This window comes from Aeromonas sobria (assembly GCF_006243315.1).
In the GTDB taxonomy this organism is placed as follows: domain Bacteria; phylum Pseudomonadota; class Gammaproteobacteria; order Enterobacterales; family Aeromonadaceae; genus Aeromonas; species Aeromonas sobria_A.
In genome coordinates this window covers 53,947-74,997 of sequence record NZ_NKWE01000017.1, presented here as the reverse complement: position 1 = coordinate 74,997, position 21,051 = coordinate 53,947, and the positions used below count along the sequence as shown (strand labels likewise).

Here is a 21,051-nt window from a genome sequence, read left to right as displayed (position 1 = left end):
TGCGAGGCCGTGATCAAGGCTCATGTGCTGCTCGGAATCCTCACGTATGTCTATACGCTCCGGTTCCTGCGCTGCTCTTTACCTTGCTGACAACCTCTCGCGACGGATCGTGGACAGGTTATAAACATGGGGGACCAGCGCCAGCCGCCCTCGGGTGACTGGCGCTGGCTTGTTGCTGGCCCAATGAATTTCTGGTGATGCCACACCCGTTGCTTGGCAATGTTTCCCACCAAAGGGAGACGACGCGGCGTATGTGCCATGACATGAATGAGATCAAAGATTGAACCTGGAGGTTTTGTGCTGGCAGAGCTTGGTTATCTCTCACTGCTACTGGCAGCGGTACTCTCGCTGCTGCAGGGCACCTTGCCCTGGCTGGGATTGCGCCTCGCCTCCCCGCCCCTGCTGCGCTGCGCCAAGCCGCTGGCGCAGATCAATGCCATCCTGCTGGGGGCAGCGCTGCTGCTGCTCGCCAGCTGCTTTGCCCGGGATGATTTTACCGTCAGCTATGTAGCCCAGCACGCCAACAGCGCCCTGCCCCTGGGCTTCAAGCTGGCGGCCGTGTGGGGCGGCCATGAAGGCTCCATGCTCTTTTTCGTCTTTGCACTGGCCCTGTGGGGGGCCTTGGTGGCGCTTTGTTCGAAGCGGGTCGATCCGCTGATCACCGCCCGGGTACTGGCCATCATGGGGCTGATCGTCGGTTTGTTCGCCCTCTATACCCTGATCTTCTCCAGCCCGTTTGACCGCCAGTTTCCGGGGCCGCTGGAGGGGCGCGATCTCAACCCCATGCTGCAAGATATCGGTCTTATCATCCACCCGCCCCTGCTCTATCTCGGTTACGTCGGCTTTGCGGTCAACTTCGCCTTCGCCATGGCGGCGCTGCTCTCGGGTCGGCTCGATGGCGCCGTGGCCCACTGGAGTCGCCCCTGGGCGCTCGGCTCCTGGGTGTTTCTCACCGCCGGTATCGTACTGGGCTCCTGGTGGGCCTATTACGAACTGGGCTGGGGCGGCTGGTGGTTCTGGGATCCGGTGGAAAATGCCTCCCTGCTGCCCTGGCTGCTCGGCACTGCCCTACTGCACGCTCTTGTCGTCTGCGAGAAGCGCGGCGCCTACGGTCACGCCGTACTGCTGCTCTCCATCTTCACCTTCGCCTTGAGCCTGCTCGGCACCTTTGTGGTGCGCTCCGGGGTGCTCACCTCGGTGCACGCCTTTGCGGTGGATCCCGACCGCGGCCTCACCCTGCTGTTGCTGCTCGGCTTGCTATTGACCTGCGCCCTCACCCTGTTTGCCCTGCGCGCTGACACCCGCGCCCCCTATGAACGTTTCGGCTTCTGGTCAAAAGAGGGGCTGCTCGGCGCCGCCATCCTGCTGCTCTGCGTGGCCTGCGCCAGTGTGCTGCTCGGCACCTTCTACCCCATGGTGTTCCAGTCGCTCCATCTGGGTTCGCTCTCGGTGGGTGCCCCCTACTTCAATACCATCTTCGTGCCGCTGGCCCTGCTGCTGATGGGGCTGATGACCCTGCTGCCGCGCCTGCGCTGGCAGCAGCTTGCCGCAGGTTCCCGGCTCAACACTTTGTTGCCGCCACTGTTTGGCCTGCTTGGTGGCGGACTGCTTAGCCTTGCCTATCTGGAACAGGGATCATTTTCCGGTAGCTGGAGCGGTATCCTCGCCAATATGGTGAGCCTCTGGCTGGTGACCAGCCTGCTGCTCCCGCTCTTGCAACCGACGTCGCTGCGCGAGCTCACCCTCAATCGGCTCGGCAGCCTGCTGGCCCACCTCGGGGTGGCGGTGTGCGCCCTTGGCATCGCGCAGGTGAGTCACCACAGTCAGGAAGGGGGCGTCGTACTCTCAGCCGACAAGCCCTATCACCTCGGCGCCTTCGAGTTTCGTTATGAGGGGCGAGAGCCGGTGATCGGCCCCAACTATACCGCCGAGCGCATCATGCTTAGCGTGTACAAGAATGGTAAAGAGGTGGCACGGCTGACGCCGGAGCGGCGCCACTACAGCGTGCGCACCATGAACATGAACGAACCGGGCATCGCGTGGGGAATGCTCGGCGATCTCTACGTGGTGCTCGGTGAGAAGATGGGGCCAGATGCCTATGCCATGCGGCTGCACTACAAGCCGCTGGTGCGCTGGATCTGGCTCGGTGGCCTGTTGATGATGGCAGGTGGCGCCCTGCGTCTGCTCGCCCGTCGCCCCTTGCTAGCCTCTCGTTCCGTTGCGGTTCGCACCTCCCATCAACGGCTCGAACAGGAGGCGTTATGAGATCCCGCCTGCGCCTCTTTCTTCCACTGCTGCTGACCCTGAGCCTCTGCATCCTGCTCTGGCTCGGCCTTGGCAACAATCCCTACAGCCAGGATGAGGCGACGCTCGGGCGTACCCTGCCTGCGTTGCAGAGCGACAATCTACTGGATGGGCGTCCGATCCAGACCGCCAACCTCAAGGGGGAGCCCTTTGTGCTCAACGTCTGGGCCAGCTGGTGCGCCAACTGCCGCGCTGAACATCCGCTGCTCAGCGAGCTCGCGGGTACTGTGCCCCTCTACGGTCTCAACTACCGGGACAAGGGGGATGCGGCCCGCGCCTGGCTTATCCAGGCAGGCAACCCCTATCGCGCCGTACTGGCCGACCCTGACGGCAAACTGGCTCTTGAGCTCGGCGTCTACGGCACGCCGGAAACCTATCTGTTTGATGCCGATGGTGCCCTGCTCGCCCGCCATACCGGCGAGCTTACCAAAGGGATCTGGCAACGTCAGTTTGCCCCCCTGCTCGACCAGGCGCGAACTGACGCGCAAATGAAGGCCGCTACAAAGGCACCCGCGATTGCGCCATCTATTGCGCCGTCTATTGCGATATCAGCTCGGGAGACACAGCCATGATGTGCCGTTCTCTTGCCTGCGCCCTGCTGGCCCTCGGCATGCTGTTGAGTGCAACTGCATTTGCCAGCGGAGTCGATACCTATCAGTTTCGCCACCCCGAGCAGCAGACCCGCGCGCAGGAATTGGCCCGCGCCCTGCGTTGCCCCCAGTGTCAGAACCAGAATCTGGTGGAGTCCAACTCCCCCATCGCCCGGGATCTGCGGCTCGAAGTCTACCGCTGGGTGGATGAGGGGCAGAGCGACGAGCAAGTGATCGCCCGCATGACGGAGCGCTTCGGCGATTTCGTCCGCTACGATCCCCCCTTCAAGGCCAGTACCTTGCTGTTGTGGGGCGGCCCCCTGCTGCTGTTGGGGCTGGCGCTGTTGACCCTGTCTCGCCGCCTGACGCGCACAAAGGCACAGGCCATCCCTGTCGTTAAGGCCATCGTTGAGTCAATCCATCACCCCGCGGCCGATCCACGCAGCGAATTGAATTGGCTGATCATGCACGGGGAGCAAGCAGGCCTCTCACCCGACCAGCCACTCTACAGGGAGCTGAGCGCCGCCCGCCTGGCCAATGCCATCCCGGCGGCGGAGCTGACCCTGCGCGCGCGACTGGCCAGCCAGCATGACAATCGCGGGTGCAATAACCGGCACACCCGCGCCTTGTTGCTGCTTGGCATCATGGTACTCGCGGCCGTTGCCGCTGTGTATATAAGCAGCGGCCGTTATCAGGCATGGCAGGCTCATGCATCCCGTCCCGATCCACTGGCCGGGCTGAGCCCGCGGGATCTGCAAGACAAGGAGCTGGGCGCCCTGCACCAGCGCCTGCAGACCAACCCCGCCGATCTCGACGGTTGGGCGGCGCTTGGCCAGCTCTATCTCTATCGGAACGAGTACGACAACGCCCTGCTTGCCTATCAGCGTCTTGCCCTGCTGGAAGGGGGCGCCAGCGCGGCGACCCAGGCCGCGCAAGCCACCGTGCTCTACTATCAGGCGGGCCAGCGGCTTACCCCGGAGGCAACCCGCCTGCTGGAGAGCGCCCTCAAGCAGGACGCGGGGGAAGTGAGCGCCCTGATGCTGCTCGCCTCCGATCACTTCCTGCATGGTCGCTACAGTCAGGCCATTGCCCTGTGGCAGCAACTGCTCGATGGCGAGCGCCCTCGCATCAACCGGGCCGCGCTGATTGAGGCGATCCAGACAGCGAGAATAATGGGCGGGTAACCCCTTGATTGGGGAGAGATAATCGTGGTGATATGGCGCCGCGACCACGCAAGTGGCTCAACCCCATATTTCAATAGACAAGGATGTCTGGATGCAACTCACCCTGTTAAACGACTCGGGCAAATTCGATGGGCTCGATGACACCATTACCCACGTCTTTGCCGAGACGGCGAACAAATTGAATGCCTTGTTCGATCTCTCCCAACTGGATGTCACCTTCAGCCCTTTTGCCGAGGGGGATGCTCCCGACTCGGGTATCGGTGGCTGGGCCATCAACATGTATCGAATAGAACTCCAGCTTGCTCTGGAGAGGCCCGACATCAAAGAGGTGATCATCACCGAATTGCCTGCCGTGCTGGCCCACGAAGTCCACCATATCGTGCAAAAGAAGAACAAGGTGACCGCAGAGACACTGGCCGAAAACCTGATTTTTGAAGGGCTGGCCTGCTACTTTGAGCAAAGGTTCAATGGTGGCACACTCCCCTCGCTGTTCAAGGAGTCTCATCATCATGACTGGCAATCGATCCTGGCAGAGATGACACCCCATCTGTCCAGCAAGCAGTTCAACTATTTAGACTTTTTCTACTGCCGTGATAACCGGCCATTTCCCAAATATGCCGGTTACTGGGTGGGGTTCAATCTGGTGAGCAACTATCTGGCCAAAAATGGACTGAATGAAATAGAGGTCATGGGCCTACCCGCCGAGGCATATTTCAATTAACACACCTTCACACTGTTCGTAGCTATTACAGAGCCCAAACCCGGAGAGAAGATCATGATCCCCATTCGCTGCAAGGCCGTCTCCGGCGTTGCTCTTACCACTGTCGATGGCGAAACAAAATTGCTGGTGATGAAACGGGTCAAAGGGGGCTTCTGGTGCCATGTGGCGGGCACGGTGGAGGCGGGTGAAACCGGCTGGCAGACCATTATTCGGGAGTTTGGCGAGGAGACGGGGATCCGGGTCACTGAACTCTACAACGGCCAGTATCTGGAGCAGTTTTACGATGCGGCCTTGAATACGGTGGAGGTGGTGCCGGTCTTTGTGGTCTATTGCCCGCCCAATCAGGCGGTGACCCTCAACGATGAACACACCGACTATCGCTGGTGTTCCCTGGCCGAGGCCAAGGCGCTGGTGAGTTTCCCCGGCCAGAAGGCGCTCTACGACCATATCTGGCACCACTTTGTCGACAACGCCCCCTCTCACCTGATGCGGGTCGATATCCGCTGACCGCGCACGGCTGAGACCTCGGCCTCACGTATGGCGGTGAACTCCGGCAAGGTGGTGCCAAACTGGTTGCCAGAAACCGACTGGCTCCCCTCCACATGCCGGCGTTCCGCCCTTCGCTTATGGTGTGCCACAGCTTCATCCACCTTGAGGCCGCGCTCCAGGCCAGCACCATCTAAGGATCGGGGCAACCGTGCGGCGCTGATCGAGGCGATACAGACGGCGAAAATGATGGGGGGATAACGGGCGATGCGGCCAAACGACCTTGAAAATGCCCACTCAGTTGACCCGCCGAACGTTGTCAGTCAACCGAGTGCTTCAGAGTTGGCCTCTCGCAATGACCCAGCTCACGGCAGAGTTGCGACATAAAAGAGTTGCCGCATAAAAAGGCGAGAAGCGAAACCGCAATATGTGGATTAAAGGAGGTGATGTCAAAACAACCAGCAATGCCTGACCGCTAACCATCCATTTGCGCACTCTTATCCCGCACGCTCACTCAGAGGGTAGAGCGGCAAAGTGGAGCGGTTATCGGAGTAAGATAAATTGAGGCTGGTTTAAAAAAACAGCCAAAGGATCGGCAAAGTGGGAAACATTGTTCATCTGGGCTGACAGACATTGATTATCAGGCAACTCAATATTGCGGAGCGTGCGCCTGCGCACCTTAAAAATTAAACTCCGCGGCACCGTTTTCGGCTCTCGGCGCAGCGGAGATAATTTATCAGAATGACTTTTTCAAATGGGATTTATGCTGTTCCAGCAAATTCTCGGGAGGAGGTGGCACCTGCAGGTAGAACCCCTGGGTGGTCAGCGCGGCCATCACCTTGTTGACATCGGCCATCCCCAAGGGCTTGCTCGGGTCCAACTTGCTCATCAAGACCAGCTCGGGACGCCCGAATGCGGTCAATAATGGCTCTGGCACGCGGGAGAAATCCTCTCTTCTTTCAACAAAAAGGTAGGTCTCGGCTTTTTTGCGACTTTTATAGACTGCACACAACATGGAAATTGATATAATCCGACGAGTTTATTGCCTCTGGTGGGGGCAAACTATAACATCAGGAATTGAATAACAATAACGGATTAGCATCTCTGCCTCGGGGAAGATTCATGGTTGATCGCGATAACGAATTGAAAGGGACTACCTTCACTATTTCTGTGTTGCATATCAGCGATGGCGAGCCTGAGCGGATCCGTCAGTTGTTGGCCGAAAAAGTGGCTCAGGCACCCTACTTTTTTAATTGTGCGCCACTGGTGGTCAATGTTTCCCGGCTGGAACATATCCCCGATTTCGAACAGCTCAAGGAGCTGGTGGAGTCTGAGGAGTTTGTGCTGGTCGGTATCACAGGGGCGCGCACAGAAGAGATGAAGACCGCCGCCAAGGCGGTTGGGCTGGCAGTCATGGCCTCGGGAAAAAGTCGCAGCAGCGAGTCCGAACCGACACTGGCACCGGCTGCGCCCGTGGTAATACCCGAGCCAGAGCCTGCCCCTGTGATCCCGACCAAGGTGCATGTGGGGCCAGTGCGTTCCGGCCAGCAGATTTATGCTGCTGGCAGCTCGCTGGTGGTGCTCGGCTCCGTCAGTCCGGGCGCTGAAGTGCTCGCCGATGACAGCATTCATATTTATGGCACCCTGCGTGGCAGAGCCATTGCCGGTGCCCGGGGCAACGCCCAGGCCCGGATCTATTGCCAGCAATTACAGGCCGAGCTGCTCTCCATCGCAGGCACGTTCCAGTTGAGCGATGCACTGCCAGCAGGCCTGATCCAGCAACCGGTACACGTCCGGCTGGACAACGAACAACTCCGAATAGACCGTATCAAATAGAGTTACAAGGAAGCGAGAATGGCGCGAATCATAGTCGTTACATCGGGTAAAGGTGGCGTTGGCAAGACCACAACCAGTGCGGCCCTGAGCACCGGTTTAGCCCAGCGCGGTCACAAGACTGTGGTCATTGATTTTGACATCGGTCTGAGAAATCTGGATCTCATCATGGGCTGCGAACGGCGCGTGGTGTATGACTTTGTCAATGTCATCAACGGGGAAGCAAACCTCAATCAGGCACTTATCAAGGATAAACGCTCAGAAAATCTGTTTATCCTGCCCGCCTCCCAGACCCGCGATAAAGACGCCCTCACCCGTGAAGGGGTTGAAAAGATCCTGGATCAGCTGGCCGAGATGAAGTTCGATTACATCGTCTGCGACTCCCCGGCAGGGATCGAGGCTGGTGCGCTGATGGCGCTCTATTTTGCCGATGAGGCCATCGTTACCACCAATCCGGAAGTCTCTTCCGTGCGTGACTCGGACCGCATCCTCGGCATCCTGGCCTCCAAGTCCCGTCGCGCTGAACGTGGCGAAGACCCCATCAAGGAGCACCTGCTGCTGACCCGCTACTGCCCGACCCGCGTTAACCGCGGCGACATGCTGAGCGTGCAAGATGTGCAGGAGATCCTGGCGATCCCGTTACTTGGGGTGATCCCCGAGTCCCAGGCGGTCCTGCGCGCCTCCAACTCCGGCGAACCCGTCATACTGGACAAGGAATCTGACGCAGGCAAAGCATACGAAGATGCGGTTTCCCGTTTGCTGGGTGATGCCAAAGAATTTCGTTTTCTGGAAGAAGAAAAGAAGGGCTTCTTTAGCCGACTGTTCGGGAGTTAATCATGTCATTATTGGATTATTTTCGTTCCAGCAAGAAACCGAATACCGCACAGATGGCCAAAGAGCGGTTGCAGATCATTGTTGCTCATGAGCGTTCATCCAGAGGGGGGCCGGATTACCTGCCCCAGCTCAAGCAGGACATCCTTGATGTCATTCGTAAATACGTCAATATTGATCCGGAGAAGATCACCGTCCAACTGGATCAGAAGAGTGATGAGCTGTCAGTGCTGGAGCTTAATATCACCTTCGCTGATGACAAAAAGGGATAAGCTGACGCCCTATGCGTAACCCAGTTCCCCAATAAAGACCGGATCCTTAACCAGGATCCGGTTTTTTATTTGCTCAAACTGCCACAGCGATTCACCTCACCTCGCCAAGGTGGCCGCTGATCGCTAGAATAGCGCCGCCCCTCACTGGCATGGGTCAGTGCAGGCACCTTTTTCTCTTTTCTGGAACCGACCGTTTATGCCTTTGAATGACGAAATGCACAGCGTCGAAGAGCTGCTCGACACCGCTCTCGAACTTTTTATGGAGCTGGCCTCCGATAATCTGCCAGAGCAGGAGATCGCCCGTTTTAATCAGGGGTTCAACGATCACGGCCTGCTGGCGGAAACAGACCCGGCAGATGACTGGGAAGCGGACGTGGGTTTTGCGGTGAGCGACACCGACTATGCCGAGATCTGGATCGGCCTTGGCAATGAAGAACAAGAGTACGAGCACCTGTTTGCCCGCATGCTGCTCTCCCGCCGTGTTGATGAAAAGTTCTGCCACATCGAATGGCTGCCCCAATAATTCCGGATCCCGATGATCCCAGCCACTATCAGTGGGGGTCAGCCCCTGACTCCGTGGCTCCCGTGCGCGCATCTGCATCGCTTGGCCGCCGGGTGCTGAGGTGGGCAGGCAAAATCGCACTGACCGGGCTGCTCTGCTCGGTCGGTTCGATCGCCCTGTTGCGCTTTATCGATCCACCGATGTGGAGCTGGCGCATCGAGCGGGCAATGTTTCCGCCCGCCAAGATCACTCAGGTTCGCCATGAGTGGGTCGATCTGGCGTCCATCTCCAAAGAGCTGCAGCTGGCGGTGATCGCCGCAGAAGATCAGCGTTTTGCCGACCATAACGGCTTTGATATGAATGCCATCAGCGCCGCATTCAAACATAACCAGCGCAGCGAACGGGTGCGCGGCGCCAGCACCCTCAGCCAGCAGACCGCCAAGAACCTCTTTATGTGGAGTGATCGCAGCTTCCTGCGCAAGGGGCTGGAGGCCTGGTTTACCCTGTTGATGGAGCTGGGGTGGGACAAATCCCGCATTCTTGAGGTCTATCTCAATATCGTGGAGTTCGGCCCCGGCATCTATGGCGCCGAAGCCGCTGCCCGCACCTATTTTGGCAAACCGGCCAGCCGCTTGACCCGTTACGAATCATCGCTGCTGGCGGCGATACTGCCCAATCCGTGGCGCTATCGGATCAAGCCCCCTTCACCCTATGTGCAGAAGCGCTCGGTCTGGATCCGCCGCCAGATGGGGCAGCTGGGCCAGATCACCCTCAATCGGGTGCATCAGGCCGATTAATCGTCAGACTCATCGGATCTTCCTGGTGGGCCCAAATGCCCTCCCACCATCCCTCTGTGGAGGGGCAGATAGTGCCACCACCAGGTCTCCCTGCGCCGTTTGATCTGCTGCCGCCGCACCCGCTGTTTCATCCCCTCGCCCCCTTCACTGAACCAAGTAGTAACCATACGCCGACCACAGCGACTTTGACAGGCTGACGCACTGGTCTGGCTGCCATCGCCAATAATTGCTACAGTAGCGCACCCCGATGTATCTGGAGTGATTTCATGGAACAACGTACCCCGGATCAGCTGGTCGAATGGGCCTATGATCTGTTTCTGGAGCAGGCAGCCGATATGCTGGCCCCTGAGCAAATAGTCGATATCACCCTGGAATTTGAGCAACGTGGCGCCGTGGAAGCGACCCTGCCCAATGCCGACTGGTCGGCAGAGCTCGGTGAGCCGGTCGATATGGAGCGCTGGGTCGAAGTGTGGGTTGGGTTGCTGGATCATCAGGATGAGTTTGAGGTGATCTTCGCCACCTTCCTGCTGCCCCGGCTGCAAACCGAAGATGAGGTGCATGTGCGCTGGCATCGCCAGCAGCAACCATAAGAAAGGCGCCCTGGGCGCCTTTCTCGTTTCAGATTGCCCTCTCCCGCTCAGGGCTGAGCGGCGATAGCCTTGGCCAGGCAGCGACGGCACCAGCAGACGCTGGCATCGTTGATCGGCAGGGCTGACAAGTGACTGCACCAGCACTGCTCGATAGTCTGACCGGCAGACACCGCGCAATAGGCGGGTTCACCACAACCAGGACAGGTGTGGCTGCGCTTGCTGCCATCGAGCTCGGCCATCACTGCCAACTGGGCCTTGCTATCCATTGCCGACCAGTGACTGATCTCGGTCAGGGTCCGACCGCAACCCAGACAGAGCCCGTCTTTGGCTTTGCACAGACCGATGCAGGGGCTTGGCATCTTATTCGCTGTCCTGCGCCTGCTCGCCTGCTTGCGCTGCACCCGCGTCGGTGAGGGTGATGGCGTTATCTTCGATGACAATCTTGCCCTGCTTGTAGAGGCCGCCGATCGCCTTCTTGAAGGTGCCCTTGCTGATGCCCAGCAGCTTGTAGATGAGTTCTGGCTCGCTCTTGTCACCCACCGCCAGGCTGCCGCCCTGCTTTTTCATCCGGATCAGAATACGCTCACCAGCATCATCCAACCGGGCCAGACCCGGCTTTTGCAGGGTCAGATCCAGCTTGCCATCTTCGCGCACCTGCTTGACCCAGGCGGTTTGCGGCCGACCGGTCATCACCCGGCCAAACACTTCATTCTTGAACAGCATGCCAGGATATTGACCGTTAACGATCACCTTGATGCCCAGAGGCGAATGCTCGCCCGGCAGCGCGCTCACTTCGTCACCGACCTTGAACGCGTGATCAGCAGGGGTCAAAAAGCGCTCGATGCGGCTGGTGCCCACCATGCGCCCTTCGTTATCGAGCTGCAGACGCACCAGATAGACATGCCCCACCTGCATCGGTTTGTTCTGCTCGCGGCTTGGCACGAACAGATCCTTTTTCATGCCCCAGTCGAGGAAAGCCCCGATCTTGTTGGCATTGACCACCTTCAGGCCAGCAAATTCGTCCACCATGGCAAACGGCTTGTCAGTGGTGATCACCGGTTCACAATCGGCATCCAGATAGAGAAATACCTGTACGGTATCCTCTGCTTTGATCCCTTCTGGCAATTGGCGTTTAGGCAGCAGCAGTTCACCGTACTCACCGGCTGCCAGCCAGGCACCACGGTCTTCAAGTTCAACGACGGTGAGGGTGTTCATCTTGCCAATCTGCATCATGGAGCTCTCTTTTTTCATTACCCGGATGGACCAATTGAACATGGCCCCTATGGGCGCGCATGTTACCTCAAGAGCGGTGATCTGGCCTAGTCCCCCAGCCACTGCATCCACTCCTTTCGTCGCGACGCCAGCCATTTGTGGTGATTAAATCGCCAAGCAGGTGCCCGTTTACTGTAAATACCCCCTTTTTTAGGTAGACTTCTCGGCTGTTCAAATTCAGAGGAACTGTCGATGACCCCATCCACTCGCACCCGCCAGCTTAATCAATGGATCCAGAGCCACAGTGATCAGGACATGACCTACCCGGCCCTGCACGGTTTTCTTTGTGCCCGTCTGGTGGGGCCACATAGCCCTGACTGGCAACATCCGCTGATGGGCCTGCTGGAACAGGATGCCGAGCTGGATGAAAAAAGTGCCGAGGCGCTGCGCCACCTCATCGCCGAACTGGAAGCGCAGGCTGATGACGCCCAGCTGGCCCTGCCCAGCCAGTGCCGCCTGCCCAGCGACAACCCGGAGCAGGTGTTTGAGCAGAGCCATCCCCTCGGTCAGTGGTGCTACGGTTTCAGCCAGGGGTTTGCCACCTGGCCCAAGCCGAAGGATTTGAACGACCTGACGACCCAATACCGATTCAGCCTGGCCGCCGAGCTCTGTCTGTTTCGTGATAAACCCATGGCCCAGATGCTCTATAGCGCTGCCGCCAGCGAGCTCCCCTTTGTCGAGTTTTGCAAACGCCAGCGTCAGAATATGAAAACCACGCTTAATCAGTTACTTAATATCGACCAGTATCAGCCAGCCCCTAGCACCACGGTGGCGATGAGCAGCGAGCAGGCCCAGCAGTGGCAGCAATGGTTCGAACTGGCCGACTGTTGCCGGGATCATCAAACCCGCCTTGGCTGGTTCGAGAAGATCATCGCCGATGCTACGCCGCTGTTTGACCAGGCCTTCTGGCAGCAGAATGCGGGCCACGGCTGGAGTGCCCCCGAGCTGCGCCCTCTGCTGGCGGCCCGCGCCGGACGCGCCGACTGCCTGCTGCGCCTTGGCAAGCTGGATGAAGCCAAAGCCGAGTATCTGGATCTGCTGGCCCTTTGTGTGGCCGATGAGCTGGGCTGTCGCTACAACCTATCCTCCCTTTACGCATTGCAAGGGGATTGGCTGGCACTGGCCGCCCTGCTGGTACGCTTCGATGAAGCCTCCAGCTGGCTGCTCTACAACAAGGCGCTGATGCTCTTTGCCACCGAAGGCAGCGAGGCGGCCAAGCCCCATCTGCTGGCGGCCATCGAGGCGAATCCACACATTCCAGCCTGCCTGCTGGGCCAACGCAAGCTACCCAAACAGGATCCCGAAAGCTGGCAAGCGGGCAGCCGTGACGAAGCCGCGCTCTATGCCTTGCACACCCGCGAGGCCTGGCTCACCCAGAGCGCCCTGATTTGGTTGCGCAAAGGCTGAACAGCGATGGATTAAAAACCCGCCGGTCAGACCCGGTTTTTCCTTGATGGCGTGCGCCACCGCACATTTCATCGCAACCGGATCAGACAAATCAGCTTGAGTTTCGTATCATCAATGTCAAAGTATCAAAAGAAACTGCATCTGATGCAGCCGTCACAGCAGGGTGTAATATGTCAAAAATCATAGCGTTACTCGCTCACTACCCGCCCTATCAGTTGGTTCATGCCGCCGAGATGCTGCGGGATACCTTCGAACAGTTTTATGAACAGCGTTACCAGCTGACCGTACCGCAATGGCGCCTGATGATGGTGCTTGGCCCCAACTACCCCATCAGCCAAAAAGAGCTGGTCGAGGCGAGCGGCATGGACAAGGTGCGGATCTCCCGCGAGATCCGCCGGCTGGTCGAAAAAGGGATCATCTTCACCGAGAGCAGCGCGCAGGACAAACGGATCAGTCTGGTCTCCCTCACCAACGCTGGCCTCGCCCTCTTCCTGCAGCTCAAAAGCGAAGCAGGTAGCTGGCAACATACCCTGACCGACTATCTGCCAAGCGAATCCCGCGAGGCGATCCGCCAGCATCTGCACAGTGTCAGCGCCGCCATCGAGCAGTTGCAATCACTGGATCAGGAGCGGTAATCATGGATTTGAAAAAGTTCGCCACCATGGAGGTCAACATGCTGCTGAGCGTCGTCAATATGCAGCTGCGTGATCGCTATGACGATCTGGACGATCTCTGCAAAGCGCAGGAGATCGATCAGGCGGCACTGGAGGCGCGGCTCGCCAGCGGCGATTTTCACTACCAGCCAGCGCAGAAACAGTTCAGATAAGGGTAGGTTGCGGGATCGGGATCACAGCGCCAACCATGGCGCTGGCTCTGTGGTAAAAAGCTGATATGGTCTGACAAGCCCCGAACAAGAGGTGATGTACGGATACATCACGCTGTCACAAGAGGGCGCTAGATTGATTTCAGGTGAACAACGCAAGGATGACCCCATGATATTGATGACCCGCCAGAGCCTGTTGATCACGCTCTGCGCCCTGTTGATGATCAGTCTCTTCACCCCCCAGTTGCCGCAAGGTACCGAGCAGTGGCTAACCACCCTGTTGCTGGGCCTGCTGGTTGCCGTTGCGCTGCTGCTCTTGCGCGGTTTTCGCCGCTTTATGATGGAGTAGTGACTCGCCAACGCTTCTGTATGGCCCGCTTGCCGCGATACTCTCTATAGCAGTAACGCCTGTATCAATAACGTCTGTCGCAATCACATCGCTCCAAAAAACAAACGCAGCCTGATGGCTGCGTTGTGGTATCTGGCGGGGCAATCTCTTGAAGAGATTGCCCCTGACTGGGTAGAGAGCCCTTAGATAGCCAGGGTTTCCAGCTGCGCTTTGGCTGCGTCCATCCCCTTGCTCTGGGCATCCGGGCCCATCCCCATCCCCTCGGCGTAGATGAAATCCACCGCTTTGATGCCAATAAAGCCCAACACGGTGCGCATGTAAGGAGTCACCAGATCGGTGGCGCTGCCAACGTGCATGCCACCACGGGGGCTGATCACCAGCGCGCGGGTGTTTTCAACCATGCCGACCGGACCGGTCTCGGTATAACGGAAGGTAACACCGGCGCGAGCCACCAGATCGATCCAGTTTTTCAGCTGGGTCGGGATGTTGAAGTTGTACATGGGGGCCGCAATCACCACCAGGTCGCTCGCTTTCAGTTCTGCGATCAGCTCGTCGGACTGGGCGATCACCGCCAGTTGACGCTCATTGAGGTTGTCACCACCGCGCAGACCGGAGGCCAGCTCGCCATCCAGCACCGGCAGGTTGAGGGCGGCCAGATCCCGTACAGTGACGGTGTCGCCTTGATGCTGGGCGAGGAAGCCGTCGATCAGGGCGTTGGATTGGGAATATTGACCCAGGATGCTGGATTTGAGTACGAGGATATTGGCCATGGTGAAACTCCATTTGGTTGTCGGTTGAACAGCGTTGCTGTCGATGGAGGTCACTCTAAACATTGTGCTTATTTGCTGATAGCGAAAATAGATGCTCAACTTGTTCAAAATTTTTGATATTGGGCCACTTCCTCGCCAGCCGGTCTCATCCCTGCGCTTCAACCCTTGGCAGAACAAACGATTGCCGTTATGATCCGCCGCACTTTTTTCCAGCGACCCGGATCCCATGATACCCTCGCGCAGGCACTCTCCTTTGGCCGGTGCAGTCTGGATGATGGTGGCAGGACTCTGCTTCGCCGCCGTCAACAGCCTGAGCCAGTATGTCAGTTTCAAACTCGGCCTCCCCTCCACTCAGGTCGCTTTTCATCAATACCTGATCGCCCTGGTTTGCCTGGTCCCTTGGCTGATCCGCCACGGCTTGCGCCAATCCCTGCAGACCAATCAGTTCCAGTTGCACCTGTTGCGGGTGTTGCTGGCGGTGATCGGCATCCAGCTCTGGCTATGGGCACTGGCGGTGCCGATCCCCATCTGGCAGGGGATCGCCCTGCTGATGACCTCGCCGCTGTTTGCCACCCTGGGCTCCGCCCTGCTGCTCAAGGAGCAGGTGAGCCGGGCCCGTATTCTGGCCACGCTGGCGGGCTTTGCTGGCGCCATGCTGATCTTGGCCCCCTGGACCGACGAGTTCAGCTGGGCCTCCCTGCTGCCAGTAGCGGCGGCGCTGTTCTGGGCAGGCTACTCCCTGATGGTGCGCTATCAGGCGGCCAACGAATCATCCCACACCATAGTGGTCTACCTGCTGATCTTCAGCACCCCGTTCAACGTCATGCTGGCAATGCCACAGTGGCAGTGGCCAAGCGAGAGCCAATGGCTGCTGGTGGCCGCGTCCGGCGTGCTGACGGCGCTGGCCCAGATGTCCATCGCTCGCGCCTATAGCGTGGCGGAGGCTTCCTTCGTGCAGCCTTTCGATTTTGCCAAGCTGCCGATGAACGTGCTGGCAGGCTGGCTGGTCTTTGGCTGGGCGCCCCCCGGCCGGCTGTGGCTCGGCGCCGCCATCATCATTGGCGCCATTACCTTGCTGACCCATCTGGAGCAGCGCGCTCACAAACCGGTTTCCTGAGGTACGCCATGCGTGCCTCTTTTTTTGCCCGCTATTCCCGCGATAGCGATTATCAACAGTGACCATCGACATCAGGAGAGATCGTATGTTTGGAACCGCAACCCGCCCCGGCGCCAGCCGTGCCCTGCTGCTGGGCTCCGGCGAACTTGGCAAAGAAGTCGCCATCGAGTTGCAACGGTTCGGCATCGAAGTGATCGCCGCCGACCGCTACCCCAATGCCCCCGCCATGCAGGTGGCGCACAAAGCCCACGTGCTGGACATGCTCGATGGCAACGCCCTGCGCGAGCTGGTCGCCCTGGTCAAACCCGACCTCATCATCCCCGAGATTGAAGCGATCGCCACCGATACCCTGGCCGCCCTTGAGCAAGAAGGGGTCAAGGTGGTGCCCAACGCCCGCGCCACCCAGCTCACCATGAACCGGGAAGGGATCCGCCGCCTCGCCGCCGAGACCCTGGGTCTGCCCACCTCCCCCTACCGCTTTGCCCAGAGCAAAGAGGAGTTTATCGCCGCCGTCGAGGCCATCGGCATGCCTTGCGTGATAAAACCGGTGATGAGCTCATCCGGCAAGGGGCAGAGCGTATTGCGCGATCTTGCCAAGCTCGATGAGAGCTGGACCTACGCCCAGGAGGGCGGCCGCGCCGGTCGTGGCAAGGTAATTGTCGAAGGGTTCGTTCCTTTCGAGTACGAGATCACCCTGCTCACGGTGCGCGCCGTCGATGGCATTCACTTCTGCGAGCCGATCGGCCACCGTCAGGAAGATGGCGACTACCGCGAATCCTGGCAGCCCCAGGTGATGAGCGAACTGGCGCTCGCCCGCTCCAAAGAGGTCGCCGCCAAGGTGGTCGAGGCCCTCGGCGGCTACGGCCTGTTCGGGGTCGAGCTCTTTATCAGGGGCGACGAGGTGTGGTTCAGCGAAGTCTCCCCCCGCCCCCACGACACCGGCATGGTGACCCTGATCTCCCAGGATCTCTCCGAGTTCGCCCTGCACGTGCGCGCCATTCTGGGGCTGCCGATCGGCACCATCACCCAGTACGGGCCGAGCGCCTCTGCCGTGGTACTGCGTGAAGGGCATAGCCAGAATATCCGCTATCAGGGGATTGGCGATGCGTTGGCGCTGGTACCGGGTGCCCAGCTGCGGCTGTTTGGCAAACCGGAGATCGCCGGTCGCCGTCGTCTCGGCGTGGCGCTGGCCCGCGCAGCGGATTGCCCGGATGCGGTGGAACACGCCAAAGCGGTGGCCGCCAAGGTTGAGGTGATTTTCTAAGGGCTTTTTTTGCCACCGCAAAACAAACGTTTGCCGATGTGATCGGGCGCAAGGGGCATGGCAATGCCCCTTTTGCATTTCCCCCTCAGGCTTATAATCCCCTCTTCAAATTTGTCAGGAGTACAAGATGTTAGCTGCCGTGATCTTCGATATGGATGGTGTTCTGATCGACTCGGAACCCTTTTGGCAACAGGCCCAGATGGCCGTCTTCTCCGAACTGGGTCACCCCCACACGGTAGAGGATTGTGAATCGACCATAGGCGTGCGCATCGATCAGCTGGTGGCACACTGGTATCGGCTGCGCCCGTGGAACGGCCCGACCCAGGAAGAGGTGATGCAGCGTATTCTGGATCGGGTCAATGCCCTCATTCTGAGTGAAGGTCAAGCCAAGGCTGGCGTGCTGGACGCGCTCGACCTTATCGAAGCGCGCGGGCTGAAAGTGGGTCTGGCCACCTCCTCCCCCTTTGCCATGGTAGAGGCGGTGCTCGGCAAACTCGGCATCCGCGATCGCTTTATGGCGGTTCACTCCGCCGAGGTGGAGCGCTTCGGCAAGCCGCATCCGGATGTCTATATCCATGCTGCCGAGAAGCTCGGCGTCGAACCGGTGCACTGTCTGGCCATTGAAGACAGCTTTACCGGTCTGCTGGCAGCCAAGGCGGCCTCCATGACGGCGCTGATCGTGCCAGATCCGGCACTGGTAGGTGATCCGCGTCTGGTCATCGCCAACTACCAGCTCAGCTCGCTGGCCGAGCTGGATGCCGACATGCTGGCCAGCTGGATCAAATAAACCAGCGGGGGGCATCCAGCCCCCTGTTATTGCCAAACAACCGCTGGCAATCCCCCTCTTGTCACCCGAGTTCCGCCACCAGATGGCCCCTATCGCACAGGACCCGCCCAACCGGTTGCGGCTTGCCATCGCTCAGGCTTGATCTCTGTCATAAACGTGCGTTTGCTCGCGGTTAACTCTCTGCAGCCCGACTAGAATCAGGGTAGATAGGCGGCCCCATGGCCCGAGGAGGTTATCATGATCGAGTACACCAGCAAGCGCATCGTCTGCCCCCACTGCGGCCACCATACCCGGGTCGAACTGGATGCCAGCCAGGGTGATCAGGAGTTCTACGAAGATTGCATGGCCTGTTGCAACCCAATCCACCTGCGGCTTCACCGCGACGAAGTTCGCGACTGCCTGCAACTGTTTGTGGATGCCGACGACGAACAACTGTTTTAGTTGCGAGTCATAACAAGCCGAGCAACTGTTTTAGCTGCGAGTCATAGCAAGCCGAACAACTGTTTTAGTTGTGAGTCATAGCAAGCCGAGCAACTGTTTAGTTGTGGGCATAACCAGCCGAGCGGCTGTTAAAGGCAATTGAACAAGCCTAACAATCAACAAGGGCCTGCATGGTGCAGGCCCTTGTTGTTTGCGTGATAACCGCAATGGCAGTGAGCGTTACCCGTCTGCGCGGGCCGCCAACACCCGTTCCACGGTATCGACAATGGCCTGGGTCTGGGGATCGATCTCGATATTGGTCTGCCAGCCAGCCTTGACCCAACCGAGGTTGGTGCGGGCCAGGGTCTCGGGAATAAGGTGAACGCAAAACTCCCGCTCGCGCACCTCACCAAGGGTCAGACTGATGCCGTCGATGCCGATGTAGCCCTTGGTCAGCACATATTTCATCAACTCGGGGGCAAGGCGATACCACACCTGCCGGTTGTTGGGGGTGTCGATCACACCAGTGACCTCTGCCATGCCGATGATATGGCCAGACATGGCGTGCCCGCCGATCTCGTCGCCAAAGCGGGCAGCCCGCTCCACATTGACCTTGTCCCCTACCTGCAACAAGCCGAGGTTGGTGAGGCGCAGGGTCTCCTGCATCAGATCGAAGCTGACCAGATCCCCCTCGACCCGGGTGACGGTCAAGCAGCAGCCGTTGTGGGCAACCGAGGCGCCGAGGGCCAGCCCTTCCCCCCACGCCGGGCTCGGCATGCGGATCACATGGGTACGGAAGTTGGGTTGCGCCTCAATGGCCACCAGTTCGGCGGTCCCCTGCACTATGCCAGTGAACATCTCTCGTCTCCTGCTACGGCAAAAAGGGCAGGTTAACCTCGGGCAGAGGGTGAAACAAGGGTACAGGCTGACAAGCTTGCGCCCGATCGCTATAGTGACGCCGTTCAAATCAGGGTTAACAAGGAAAAAGAAATGCAGGTATATCAATGTTGCGAAGCGATCCGCATCGCCTATAACCAGATTGGCTCCGGTGAGCAGGGCTATGTTCCTAATGCCATTGCCGCCACTATCCGCGCCCTCAACGCCGTTGCCGCCGACGAGCGGGTGCCCGCAGATCTCCGTGAACAAGCCGCCTATGCCGCTGCCAACCTGCTGATCAGCGATCACGAAGACGCCTGATCCTGCCCTCGGGGGCGGCAACTATTTCGTCCTGGATGAATTTCAGGCTAGAATGCCTCCCCCCCTTTGCACCTTCGTCCGAATGTGCAAAGGATCTTCCCGATTTCCGCTCTTTTTACTCTTATCTGATCCACTCGGAGGTGTCAGTGCAACGTTATTGGTCCGAGGCGAAGCAGCTCGTTCGTTTAGCCAGCCCCATTCTGGTCGCTCAAGTGGCTCAGGTCGCCATGAACTTCGTCGACACCGTGATGGCAGGTCAGGTCAGCGCAGTGGACCTGGCAGCGGTCTCCGTGGCGTCCAGCTTCTGGTTACCGATCATTTTGCTGGTGCAGGGGATCATCATGGCGCTGACCCCCATCGTCTCCCAGCTCAATGGCGCCCGTAAGCGAGACGAGATCCGCCCGGCGGTGCATCAGGGCTTCTGGCTCGCCTTGATGGTGACGCCGCTGGCGATGATCGCCCTCTACTACAGCCCGCTGGCATTGGCACATATGAATGTGGATCCGGTGATGGCGGCCAAAACGACGGGTTATCTGCACGCCATCCTGTGGGGCCTGCCCGCCTTTGCGATGTTCCAGGTGCTGCGCAACTTTAGCGAGGGGCTCTCCCACACCATGCCCACCATGGTGATCGGCTTTGTCGGGTTGGCGGTCAATATTCCTGCCAACTACATCTTCATTCACGGCCACTTCGGCATGCCTAAGCTCGGTGGAGTAGGTTGTGGTGTGGCGACGGCCCTCGTGCTGTGGGCCATGCTGCTGGCGATGATCCTCTATGTGAAACTCTCCCCTCACTTCAGCAAGATCCGTCTCTTCTCCCAGCTGGTACGCCCCAATGGCAGCCGGATCTGGCGGCTGTTTCGCTTGGGGTTCCCCATCGCCATGGCGATCTTCTGCGAGGTGACCCTGTTTGCCGTGGTGGCGCTGATGCTGGCACCGTTCGGCGCTGAAATCGTGGCCAGCCACCAGATTGCCCTGAACTTTTCCAGTCTGGTGTTTATGCTGCCGCTCTCTATCGGGGTGGGAGTCACCATCCGGGTCGGCCACAGCATAGGTGAAGGGCAACCCCATCACGCCCGGGTGGCGGCCCGCACCGGTCTGCTGCTGGGGGTGAGTGTCGCGGCACTCACCGCGGCGGTGACCGTGCTGCTACGGGAGCAGATCGCCAGCATCTATACCGATGACCAGCAAGTGATCACCCTAGCGGCCACCTTGCTGTTCTTCGCCGCCATCTACCAGCTCTCCGACTCGGTGCAGGTGGTTGCGGCTGCCGCACTGCGCGGTTACAAGGATACCCAGGCGGTCTTCTACGTCACCATCGTCGCCTATTGGGGTCTGGGGCTGCCCACCGGCATGATCCTGGGTCTCACCGACTGGCTGGTGCCACGGATGGGACCGCAGGGCTTCTGGATCGGCTTTATCGTCGGCCTCACCAGTGCCGCCCTGATGCTGGGGGCAAGATTGCGCCATATCTATGGCCGCTTCGCCACTCCGGAGGCCTGCACCAGCTTGTCGCGGGCCCAGTAACCGAGCCCT

At 59.3% G+C, this 21,051-nt stretch carries 26 protein-coding genes; 21 read left to right on the top strand and 5 right to left on the bottom strand.

The annotated features are described in order from the left end of the window. The first annotated feature begins 297 nt into the window (after positions 1 to 297). The 5 genes from nrfE to CF137_RS04270 all read left to right on the top strand — a co-directional run bounded on the left by nrfE (position 298) and on the right by CF137_RS04270 (position 5,306). The gene (nrfE, locus tag CF137_RS04290; RefSeq protein ID WP_139718139.1) at positions 298 to 2,265 is read left to right on the top strand and encodes a heme lyase NrfEFG subunit NrfE; all 1,968 of its coding nucleotides are present in this window, start codon (positions 298 to 300) and stop codon (positions 2,263 to 2,265) included. Continuing rightward, positions 2,262 to 2,876 (top strand): DsbE family thiol:disulfide interchange protein, encoded by a 615-nt coding sequence (locus tag CF137_RS04285; RefSeq protein WP_139718138.1) that lies wholly within the window; start codon positions 2,262 to 2,264, stop codon positions 2,874 to 2,876. Before nrfE ends, CF137_RS04285 begins: the two co-directional genes overlap by 4 nt. After that, positions 2,873 to 4,078, top strand: coding sequence for a heme lyase NrfEFG subunit NrfF (gene nrfF, locus CF137_RS04280; protein WP_139718137.1), 1,206 nt, complete (start codon positions 2,873 to 2,875; stop codon positions 4,076 to 4,078). The genes CF137_RS04285 and nrfF overlap by 4 nt, the downstream gene beginning before the upstream one ends. A 91-nt stretch (positions 4,079 to 4,169) precedes the next feature. Further along, the gene (locus CF137_RS04275; protein WP_101319840.1) at positions 4,170 to 4,799 is read left to right on the top strand and encodes a DUF2268 domain-containing putative Zn-dependent protease; all 630 of its coding nucleotides are present in this window, start codon (positions 4,170 to 4,172) and stop codon (positions 4,797 to 4,799) included. Between the two features lie 54 nt (positions 4,800 to 4,853). Beyond that, a complete protein-coding gene (locus tag CF137_RS04270; protein ID WP_139718136.1) occupies positions 4,854 to 5,306 on the top strand; it encodes an NUDIX hydrolase in 453 nt (150 codons plus the stop codon). 715 nt (positions 5,307 to 6,021) lie between these two features. Here CF137_RS04270 and CF137_RS04265 read toward each other — a convergent pair. Further along, the gene (locus CF137_RS04265; protein WP_101319837.1) at positions 6,022 to 6,300 is read right to left on the bottom strand and encodes a YcgL domain-containing protein; all 279 of its coding nucleotides are present in this window, start codon (positions 6,298 to 6,300) and stop codon (positions 6,022 to 6,024) included. Between the two features lie 107 nt (positions 6,301 to 6,407). On the opposite strand from CF137_RS04265, the gene minC reads away from it, so the two are divergent. The 6 genes from minC to CF137_RS04235 all read left to right on the top strand — a co-directional run bounded on the left by minC (position 6,408) and on the right by CF137_RS04235 (position 10,110). Beyond that, on the top strand, positions 6,408 to 7,121 hold the full coding sequence (minC, locus tag CF137_RS04260; protein WP_139718135.1) for a septum site-determining protein MinC: 714 nt from the start codon (positions 6,408 to 6,410) through the stop codon (positions 7,119 to 7,121). 18 nt (positions 7,122 to 7,139) lie between these two features. Further along, entirely contained in the window at positions 7,140 to 7,952 is an 813-nt protein-coding gene (gene minD / locus CF137_RS04255; protein WP_042023745.1) for a septum site-determining protein MinD, read from the top strand. A gap of 2 nt (positions 7,953 to 7,954) precedes the next feature. Then, positions 7,955 to 8,221 (top strand): cell division topological specificity factor MinE, encoded by a 267-nt coding sequence (minE, locus tag CF137_RS04250; RefSeq protein ID WP_042023747.1) that lies wholly within the window; start codon positions 7,955 to 7,957, stop codon positions 8,219 to 8,221. A gap of 196 nt (positions 8,222 to 8,417) precedes the next feature. After that, on the top strand, positions 8,418 to 8,744 hold the full coding sequence (locus CF137_RS04245; protein ID WP_162515835.1) for an HI1450 family dsDNA-mimic protein: 327 nt from the start codon (positions 8,418 to 8,420) through the stop codon (positions 8,742 to 8,744). Next, on the top strand, positions 8,729 to 9,520 hold the full coding sequence (mtgA, locus tag CF137_RS04240) for a monofunctional biosynthetic peptidoglycan transglycosylase (RefSeq protein WP_162515833.1): 792 nt from the start codon (positions 8,729 to 8,731) through the stop codon (positions 9,518 to 9,520). The genes CF137_RS04245 and mtgA overlap by 16 nt, the downstream gene beginning before the upstream one ends. Positions 9,521 to 9,786: 266 nt before the next feature. After that, positions 9,787 to 10,110 carry an HI1450 family dsDNA-mimic protein gene (locus tag CF137_RS04235; protein ID WP_101319834.1) on the top strand — a complete coding sequence of 108 codons (324 nt, stop codon included), beginning with the start codon at positions 9,787 to 9,789 and terminating at the stop codon, positions 10,108 to 10,110. Between the two features lie 47 nt (positions 10,111 to 10,157). On the opposite strand, the gene CF137_RS04230 is transcribed toward CF137_RS04235, so the two are convergent. Beyond that, positions 10,158 to 10,469, bottom strand: coding sequence for a DUF1289 domain-containing protein (locus CF137_RS04230; protein WP_139718134.1), 312 nt, complete (start codon positions 10,467 to 10,469; stop codon positions 10,158 to 10,160). A gap of 1 nt (position 10,470) precedes the next feature. Next, positions 10,471 to 11,361, bottom strand: coding sequence for a CvfB family protein (locus CF137_RS04225; protein ID WP_101324676.1), 891 nt, complete (start codon positions 11,359 to 11,361; stop codon positions 10,471 to 10,473). A 213-nt stretch (positions 11,362 to 11,574) separates the two neighbouring features. Here CF137_RS04225 and CF137_RS04220 point away from each other — a divergent pair, with 213 nt between their 5' ends. From CF137_RS04220 to CF137_RS04205, 4 genes are all read left to right on the top strand, one after another. Next, positions 11,575 to 12,789, top strand: coding sequence for a UPF0149 family protein (locus tag CF137_RS04220; protein WP_139718133.1), 1,215 nt, complete (start codon positions 11,575 to 11,577; stop codon positions 12,787 to 12,789). A 170-nt stretch (positions 12,790 to 12,959) separates the two neighbouring features. Further along, positions 12,960 to 13,424 carry a MarR family winged helix-turn-helix transcriptional regulator gene (locus tag CF137_RS04215; protein ID WP_162515569.1) on the top strand — a complete coding sequence of 155 codons (465 nt, stop codon included), beginning with the start codon at positions 12,960 to 12,962 and terminating at the stop codon, positions 13,422 to 13,424. Between the two features lie 2 nt (positions 13,425 to 13,426). Continuing rightward, positions 13,427 to 13,615: a DUF4250 domain-containing protein gene (locus CF137_RS04210; protein WP_101347203.1), complete on the top strand. Its 189-nt coding sequence runs from the start codon at positions 13,427 to 13,429 to the stop codon at positions 13,613 to 13,615. A gap of 166 nt (positions 13,616 to 13,781) precedes the next feature. Next, positions 13,782 to 13,961: a hypothetical protein gene (locus CF137_RS04205; protein WP_101324669.1), complete on the top strand. Its 180-nt coding sequence runs from the start codon at positions 13,782 to 13,784 to the stop codon at positions 13,959 to 13,961. Between the two features lie 182 nt (positions 13,962 to 14,143). Here CF137_RS04205 and CF137_RS04200 read toward each other — a convergent pair whose 3' ends face one another. Then, the gene (locus CF137_RS04200) at positions 14,144 to 14,731 is read right to left on the bottom strand and encodes an FMN-dependent NADH-azoreductase (protein WP_162515832.1); all 588 of its coding nucleotides are present in this window, start codon (positions 14,729 to 14,731) and stop codon (positions 14,144 to 14,146) included. Between the two features lie 226 nt (positions 14,732 to 14,957). Between CF137_RS04200 and CF137_RS04195 the strand changes: the two genes are divergently transcribed. The 4 genes from CF137_RS04195 to CF137_RS04180 all read left to right on the top strand — a co-directional run bounded on the left by CF137_RS04195 (position 14,958) and on the right by CF137_RS04180 (position 18,340). Next, positions 14,958 to 15,848, top strand: a complete 891-nt coding sequence (locus CF137_RS04195; RefSeq protein WP_139718130.1) for a DMT family transporter — start codon at positions 14,958 to 14,960, stop codon at positions 15,846 to 15,848. 85 nt (positions 15,849 to 15,933) lie between these two features. Further along, positions 15,934 to 17,112, top strand: coding sequence for a formate-dependent phosphoribosylglycinamide formyltransferase (gene purT, locus CF137_RS04190; protein ID WP_139718129.1), 1,179 nt, complete (start codon positions 15,934 to 15,936; stop codon positions 17,110 to 17,112). Positions 17,113 to 17,239: 127 nt separating this feature from the next. Beyond that, positions 17,240 to 17,899 carry a hexitol phosphatase HxpB gene (hxpB, locus tag CF137_RS04185; protein ID WP_139718128.1) on the top strand — a complete coding sequence of 220 codons (660 nt, stop codon included), beginning with the start codon at positions 17,240 to 17,242 and terminating at the stop codon, positions 17,897 to 17,899. A gap of 237 nt (positions 17,900 to 18,136) precedes the next feature. Next, positions 18,137 to 18,340, top strand: a complete 204-nt coding sequence (locus CF137_RS04180; RefSeq protein ID WP_042023780.1) for a CPXCG motif-containing cysteine-rich protein — start codon at positions 18,137 to 18,139, stop codon at positions 18,338 to 18,340. Between the two features lie 219 nt (positions 18,341 to 18,559). Here the strand turns inward: CF137_RS04180 and CF137_RS04175 are convergent, their stop codons facing one another. After that, entirely contained in the window at positions 18,560 to 19,177 is a 618-nt protein-coding gene (locus CF137_RS04175) for a riboflavin synthase subunit alpha (protein WP_139718127.1), read from the bottom strand. Between the two features lie 132 nt (positions 19,178 to 19,309). On the opposite strand from CF137_RS04175, the gene CF137_RS04170 reads away from it, so the two are divergent. After that, positions 19,310 to 19,516, top strand: a complete 207-nt coding sequence (locus CF137_RS04170) for a YaeP family protein (RefSeq protein ID WP_042023783.1) — start codon at positions 19,310 to 19,312, stop codon at positions 19,514 to 19,516. 146 nt (positions 19,517 to 19,662) lie between these two features. Continuing rightward, entirely contained in the window at positions 19,663 to 21,042 is a 1,380-nt protein-coding gene (locus CF137_RS04165) for an MATE family efflux transporter (RefSeq protein ID WP_139427132.1), read from the top strand. Positions 21,043 to 21,051: the final 9 nt, after the last annotated feature.

Bases quoted from the DNA above. Each gene is read 5' to 3' on its own strand.
- minC (WP_139718135.1), top strand. From the start codon at position 6,408: ATGGTTGATCGCGATAACGAATTGAAAGGGACTACCTTCACTATTTCT.
- CF137_RS04220 (WP_139718133.1), top strand. From the start codon at position 11,575: ATGACCCCATCCACTCGCACCCGCCAGCTTAATCAATGGATCCAGAGC.
- CF137_RS04265 (WP_101319837.1), bottom strand. From the start codon at position 6,300: ATGTTGTGTGCAGTCTATAAAAGTCGCAAAAAAGCCGAGACCTACCTT.
- CF137_RS04285 (WP_139718138.1), top strand. From the start codon at position 2,262: ATGAGATCCCGCCTGCGCCTCTTTCTTCCACTGCTGCTGACCCTGAGC.
- CF137_RS04175 (WP_139718127.1), bottom strand. From the start codon at position 19,177: ATGTTCACTGGCATAGTGCAGGGGACCGCCGAACTGGTGGCCATTGAG.
- CF137_RS04245 (WP_162515835.1), top strand. From the start codon at position 8,418: ATGCCTTTGAATGACGAAATGCACAGCGTCGAAGAGCTGCTCGACACC.
- CF137_RS04275 (WP_101319840.1), top strand. From the start codon at position 4,170: ATGCAACTCACCCTGTTAAACGACTCGGGCAAATTCGATGGGCTCGAT.
- CF137_RS04230 (WP_139718134.1), bottom strand. From the start codon at position 10,469: ATGCCAAGCCCCTGCATCGGTCTGTGCAAAGCCAAAGACGGGCTCTGT.
- CF137_RS04195 (WP_139718130.1), top strand. From the start codon at position 14,958: ATGATACCCTCGCGCAGGCACTCTCCTTTGGCCGGTGCAGTCTGGATG.
- CF137_RS04180 (WP_042023780.1), top strand. From the start codon at position 18,137: ATGATCGAGTACACCAGCAAGCGCATCGTCTGCCCCCACTGCGGCCAC.
- CF137_RS04205 (WP_101324669.1), top strand. From the start codon at position 13,782: ATGATATTGATGACCCGCCAGAGCCTGTTGATCACGCTCTGCGCCCTG.
- minD (WP_042023745.1), top strand. From the start codon at position 7,140: ATGGCGCGAATCATAGTCGTTACATCGGGTAAAGGTGGCGTTGGCAAG.
- CF137_RS04235 (WP_101319834.1), top strand. From the start codon at position 9,787: ATGGAACAACGTACCCCGGATCAGCTGGTCGAATGGGCCTATGATCTG.
- CF137_RS04270 (WP_139718136.1), top strand. From the start codon at position 4,854: ATGATCCCCATTCGCTGCAAGGCCGTCTCCGGCGTTGCTCTTACCACT.
- CF137_RS04200 (WP_162515832.1), bottom strand. From the start codon at position 14,731: ATGGCCAATATCCTCGTACTCAAATCCAGCATCCTGGGTCAATATTCC.
- hxpB (WP_139718128.1), top strand. From the start codon at position 17,240: ATGTTAGCTGCCGTGATCTTCGATATGGATGGTGTTCTGATCGACTCG.
- purT (WP_139718129.1), top strand. From the start codon at position 15,934: ATGTTTGGAACCGCAACCCGCCCCGGCGCCAGCCGTGCCCTGCTGCTG.
- CF137_RS04210 (WP_101347203.1), top strand. From the start codon at position 13,427: ATGGATTTGAAAAAGTTCGCCACCATGGAGGTCAACATGCTGCTGAGC.
- CF137_RS04225 (WP_101324676.1), bottom strand. From the start codon at position 11,361: ATGAAAAAAGAGAGCTCCATGATGCAGATTGGCAAGATGAACACCCTC.
- CF137_RS04215 (WP_162515569.1), top strand. From the start codon at position 12,960: ATGTCAAAAATCATAGCGTTACTCGCTCACTACCCGCCCTATCAGTTG.
- mtgA (WP_162515833.1), top strand. From the start codon at position 8,729: ATGGCTGCCCCAATAATTCCGGATCCCGATGATCCCAGCCACTATCAG.
- minE (WP_042023747.1), top strand. From the start codon at position 7,955: ATGTCATTATTGGATTATTTTCGTTCCAGCAAGAAACCGAATACCGCA.
- CF137_RS04170 (WP_042023783.1), top strand. From the start codon at position 19,310: ATGCAGGTATATCAATGTTGCGAAGCGATCCGCATCGCCTATAACCAG.
- nrfF (WP_139718137.1), top strand. From the start codon at position 2,873: ATGATGTGCCGTTCTCTTGCCTGCGCCCTGCTGGCCCTCGGCATGCTG.